Source organism: Rhodococcus sp. UFZ-B548 (genome assembly GCF_903819475.1).
In the GTDB taxonomy this organism is placed as follows: Bacteria; Actinomycetota; Actinomycetes; order Mycobacteriales; family Mycobacteriaceae; genus Rhodococcus_F; species Rhodococcus_F erythropolis.
On sequence record NZ_CAIJDS010000119.1, the window covers coordinates 1 to 4,843 of the forward strand.

At 63.7% G+C, this 4,843-nt stretch carries 4 protein-coding genes; all 4 read left to right on the forward strand.

Annotated elements, in window-relative coordinates; all coding sequences use genetic code 11:
* The first annotated feature begins 80 nt into the window (after window positions 1-80).
* Genes H7C86_RS36480 through H7C86_RS37830 form a run of 4 tightly spaced genes read left to right on the forward strand, consistent with a single transcriptional unit; the run spans window position 81 to window position 4,607 of the window.
* Complete coding sequence (locus H7C86_RS36480; RefSeq protein ID WP_259349439.1) at window positions 81-1,619, forward strand: hypothetical protein; 1,539 nt, start codon at window positions 81-83, stop codon at window positions 1,617-1,619.
* Complete coding sequence (locus tag H7C86_RS36485) at window positions 1,619-2,452, forward strand: hypothetical protein (protein WP_182263473.1); 834 nt, start codon at window positions 1,619-1,621, stop codon at window positions 2,450-2,452. The genes H7C86_RS36480 and H7C86_RS36485 overlap by 1 nt, the downstream gene beginning before the upstream one ends.
* Window positions 2,449-4,023, forward strand: a complete 1,575-nt coding sequence (locus tag H7C86_RS36490; protein WP_182263474.1) for a peptidoglycan DD-metalloendopeptidase family protein — start codon at window positions 2,449-2,451, stop codon at window positions 4,021-4,023. Before H7C86_RS36485 ends, H7C86_RS36490 begins: the two co-directional genes overlap by 4 nt.
* Window positions 4,020-4,607 carry a hypothetical protein gene (locus H7C86_RS37830; RefSeq protein WP_259349438.1) on the forward strand — a complete coding sequence of 196 codons (588 nt, stop codon included), beginning with the start codon at window positions 4,020-4,022 and terminating at the stop codon, window positions 4,605-4,607. The genes H7C86_RS36490 and H7C86_RS37830 overlap by 4 nt, the downstream gene beginning before the upstream one ends.
* The last annotated feature ends 236 nt before the right edge of the window (window positions 4,608-4,843 follow it).

Consider the following 4,843-nt stretch of genomic DNA (forward strand, 5'->3'; position numbering starts at 1 on the left):
GGCAGAGACCAGCAGCATGAAATCAGCACACGCCCCGCTCAAATGCGGAGAGCCACGGAACGTGGCTGGGTGTGGCATTGATGGTGGTCGCCACGATCATCATCTGGAACGCCCTCAAATCGAATGCCGCGGCCGTGACCCGCACCGTCGCGATCGCCGGCGCTGCAATGGCCATCGGAGCACTGTTCGTCGGCGCACCGCAAAAGGCCATCCAGGTCGCCGACGACACCTTCGGATCGGTCATCACCGACACACAAGATCAGATGCTGTCCGTGGCCGGAAACACCGGAGACCCCCGCAATGTGCTGATCGACAAGATCTTCCTCGAGGACTGGCGCAAAGGATGGTTTGGCACGAACTTCAACGACAAGGACCTGCAACTCGGACCGAAGCTCCGCGACACCCTGGCATTTTCGTACGCGGAGCAGCGAGAAGTGGCCGGCGACAACGAAGCCGCGAGCAAGCTTGCCGAAGACAAAGCAGCCAAGTTCAACGACGAGATCATCGACAAACTCGACGGATTGAACCTCTCGTACGGCCAATTCCAGGGCAAAGACTCCGGACGCACCGGCACAGGGTTCATGGCGATGATCAAACTCGCCATGCCCTCCATCCTCTGGACCGGCGCATCCGTACTCAAACTCACTGCGCTACTGGCTATTCGGCTCGCAATTCTGTTCGCACCGATCTGGGTTCCGATCGCCGCCGCACATGGCGGCACCCTTTCGCGCGTGTGCCGCATGATCGCCACCGCTTACATGTGGGGCGTGGCCGGCGCGGTCATCATCGCGCTGTATCTGATGGCGCTGGTCAAGCTGTACGACACCGACAACGGTCTCGTCGACGGCACGTGGCGGCTGTGGTTCATGGTCATCTTGACGGCGGTGTGCTGGTTCATCATGCGGCCGTTCAAGCGGATGACTCAGACCTTCACCCAGAACCAGGCGGGCGCACTCAATCGCAAGGCTCGTCACGCTCAGACGTCGATGAAGCAAAAGTTCTTCAAGGCCGGCAGCGCCGTCGTGGGCGGTCCCGCGGCGTCGATGGTCGAGGAAGGTGTCGGCGCGCTTCGGAAGGCGACCAAACGCGGTGGTGACCTCGACAAGGATTCGGTGACACCAGTGCGTCCGGAAGGGCGCGAGTTGAATCAGCGACGTCGCCACGAGGTCGACAAGTCGCGCGTCGACGCGCGTAAGACGATGGATCGTCAACAGCGTCTGACGGATTCCCGCAAGAACGACGTGCGGCGCCGAAGCCTCGCCGGTACCGCGAAGAGTTCTACGGGCCTCAAGCGACCCGTCGCCGATCGGCCACAAACCGCAGGTGCCGCCGCCAATCGAGGCCAGGCACTCGCTCGCCAGTTGGTCGGAACCGAAGCCGGTTCGCCGCGCAGCTCGTCGTCGGTGAGTGAGACATGGGACGGAGGCCCGCGGTCGAGTATCGCGCCGATGAAAGTGTTCACACCGACCTCGCGGGATGACTCCACCGGGTCGACGACACCCCGTTCGGGCGCGACGCGCTCGAGCTCGTCGACTCCTCCGCGGTCGACGGCACGACTGTGGACGCCGTCGTTGACCTCTACAGGTACTTCGTCCGATTCGACCGACAGGTTCAGCTGATGTCCTCCAGCACAGCCAATCCCGTACTCGCACCGATCCGGCGGTGGGTGCTGTATTCGCGCACCAATCTGACGATCACGATCGTCTCCGCGTTCGGGGTGCTGTTCGTAGCGGGAGCAGTGTTCGGCCAGTCCCCGACCCCGTCGAACACTGCCTCGAAGATCCCGGCCGCCGCCTCGACGACTGCGACGGACGCAGAATCTGCGGCGCCGGGTCTGAGCTACGAGTTGACCGAAGTGACCGAATCCTCCATTGCCGGCAAGTCGACCGCGTCGGTAGCCGAGAGCGCACCGGCGACAGCGATGGCCTACGCGCACGTCTACGTCGATCAGTCACTCTCGAACAGCGAATGGAAGACCAAGCTGGGCGTGCACACTGTCGAAGCGCCCGGCGTGACGGTGGTGAACGCCCGCCCGCTCGTACCGGTCGCGATCACCGGCCCGACGCGCAGTGAGATCGTGGCCGGCACCGACGGTGAGAGCGCCGTGCAGGTCATCGTCCCGACGCAGGCGGGGAATCTGCGGATCACCCTGAAAGCGTCGGACACTGACAAGGGTTCGACGTGGCAGGTCCAGACGCCGCTGCCCACCCTGGACCGCAGCGAGATCGGCAAGCTCGGCGTACCTTCCCTCGCGAGCGCACCGACCTCGGAAACTTCCACAACCACCACGGCTCCGACATCGACCACCTCGCCGAGCACTACCTCGACCACGAAGCCGACTGCGACCAGCTCGGTCGTTGTTCCCTCGGCGGACCTCGAGCCGGCCCCTGTTCCTGTCCCCGGCCCCATCCCGATTCCCGACCTCGACACACCGCTCCCGGGAACGCTGTGAGTCGCCGCCGTGGAGCGGTGGCCCTGATGGTCACCGCTGCCACCGCCGCGATCCTGGGGCTCTCCGGATGCACCCAGCAGCCGGTGATCCCCCACAACCGTTGCGGCGGAAACTCGTCGAGCGAAGGAGATGACAAAGCCACCTCGGCGACCGGCAACACCGAACTGAAAGCATCGGGGCCGATCACCCAGCCAACCAAGGACGGAACGACGACGTTCACGTCCCCGTTCGGGCCTCGCTGGGGAACCGAACACAAAGGCGTCGACTTCGCCGGCCCCGTCGGGACACCGATCTACGCGGCACTCGACGGCATCGCGGTCAAGGCCGGCCCCGCATCCGGGTTCGGGAACTGGATCGTGCTCGACTCACTCGTCGACGGCAAACCCGTGAGCACCGTCTACGGCCACATGTTCGACGACGGTGTCCTTGTCACGGAAGGCCAGCAGGTCAAGGCCGGCGACCATATCGCGAACATCGGAAACAACGGCCAATCCACCGGCGCACACTTGCATTTCGAATACTGGGACGGGGGGCGGCTGCAGGGTGGAACCGCTGTCGATCCGATGACCAAGCTAGGCGGAGCGCCCTCCCCCGCCGGCGAAGCGGGTAGTGATGCTCCTGCCATCGAGCTGGCCGCCTCGTCATCGTCGATCGACTGCGCAGGCTTCGGCGTGGCAGGTGGCGGTGATCTCAAAGCCGGTTCCGTTCCTCCGGAAATGGAACCGTGGTTTCGCAAAGCCGGATCGATCTGCCCCCAGATCAAGCCCTCGCTACTGGCGGCAGATGCGAAAGCCGAATCCGGCCTGGTCCGTGGACTGACCTCCGGCAGCGGAGCGCAAGGTGTCACGCAGTTCATGCCGAGAACATTTGCTTCTTACAGCCAGGATGACGACGCCAACGGCAAGATCTCGATCTGGGACGACGGGGATGCGATCATGGCTCAGGGCCGATACTTCTGCGCCATCGCGGCCCAGGTCGACGGATGGATCGCCGACGGATCGGTCAAGGGCGATCCGAAATCGCTCTACATCGCTTCCTACAACGCGGGCGAAGGCGCAGTGAAGAATGCGGGCGGAATGCCCAGCGGCGGCGACTACACCACCCAGACACAGCCCTACGTCGCGAAAGTCCTTGCATACGAAGCAGAATTCGCTGCACCCGGTGGTAGCGGCGAACTCGTGGTCTCGCCCGGTTCGGCGTCCGGATCGCAGGTCGTCGAAGCTGCCCGTCAATTCCTCGGCACCCCGTACGTGTGGGGCGGCGGCAACATCAACGGCACCACGGGCGGTGGATTCGACTGCTCCGGACTGACCAGCTACGCCATCTACAAGGGCAGCGGGAACAAGATCACCCTGCCCCGGACGTCTGAACAGCAGTGGACCGTCGGCGTCGAGATCCCGATCGACCAAGCACAAGCCGGGGATCTGGTGTTCGGTTCGTGGGCCGGAACAGGCCCGGGGCACGTCGGCGTCGCGATCGGCGGAGGCCAGATGATTCACGCCCCCACCACCGGGGAAGTCGTCAAACAAGCTCCACTGCAGAGCGATATGAAAGCCAGGAGGGTTCTGTGAGCAACGCACGCAAGCTGGTTCTGCTTGCCGTCGCTGTCGTCCTCGTCGGCGGGCTGGTGTACTTCCTCTCCGGTCGGAGCAACGAGACCGGAACCGAGACAGCCCAACAGACCACATCAGCTCCGCCGCCGCTGACCATCTCGACTTCGCCGGGCCCGACAACAATCGACGTTACCGAAGATCCGGATACGGAGAGAGCCGAAAACACAGCTCGCCAGGCACTTTCCGTGGCGTTCACCTGGTACCCGTCAACGGACCGCAGCCCCACCGACGGATACGCACGCGCCCGGGAATGGTTCACCGACCCCCTGGCGCAGACCCTGCTCGTCGACACGCACACCGAACGAGGACCAGGAGCACAGTGGAACCAATGGGCCTCCGACAACGCCAAAGTGGTCGCCGACGTCACCCTGGGATGCTCCGGCTGCCCACCCGACACCGACACCCTCATCCACCGAGTCGCCAGCATCCACCAAACCGCCATCACCGAAAACGAAACCAGCACTGTCACACCCGATACCACGGTCTGGGTGACCCTCACCAAAGGTGGTGACCAGTGGCTCCTCGACACCATCCACTACTGACTACCACTTCCCACCGTGACTGCACGACAAAGGATTCGCACCGATCGACTAGGTTCGTAACCAACAGGGCGCCGAACGAGACACAGGCACACACGGTTTCAGGGACAACGGACCCGAACAGGCCCGCGAACCCACATTGGAGGGGAACACACATGAAGCGCACCACCATCGCCATCGCAGTCTGAACCATCCCGGGTCTCATGCACACACTGTCATTTGTGTGCGACCGGTTGATC

What these genes read in the sequence shown, in the direction of transcription:
- H7C86_RS36485 (WP_182263473.1), top strand. Translation starts at nt 1,619, where the DNA reads ATGTCCTCCAGCACAGCCAATCCCGTACTCGCACCGATCCGGCGGTGG.
- H7C86_RS36480 (WP_259349439.1), top strand. Translation starts at nt 81, where the DNA reads ATGGTGGTCGCCACGATCATCATCTGGAACGCCCTCAAATCGAATGCC.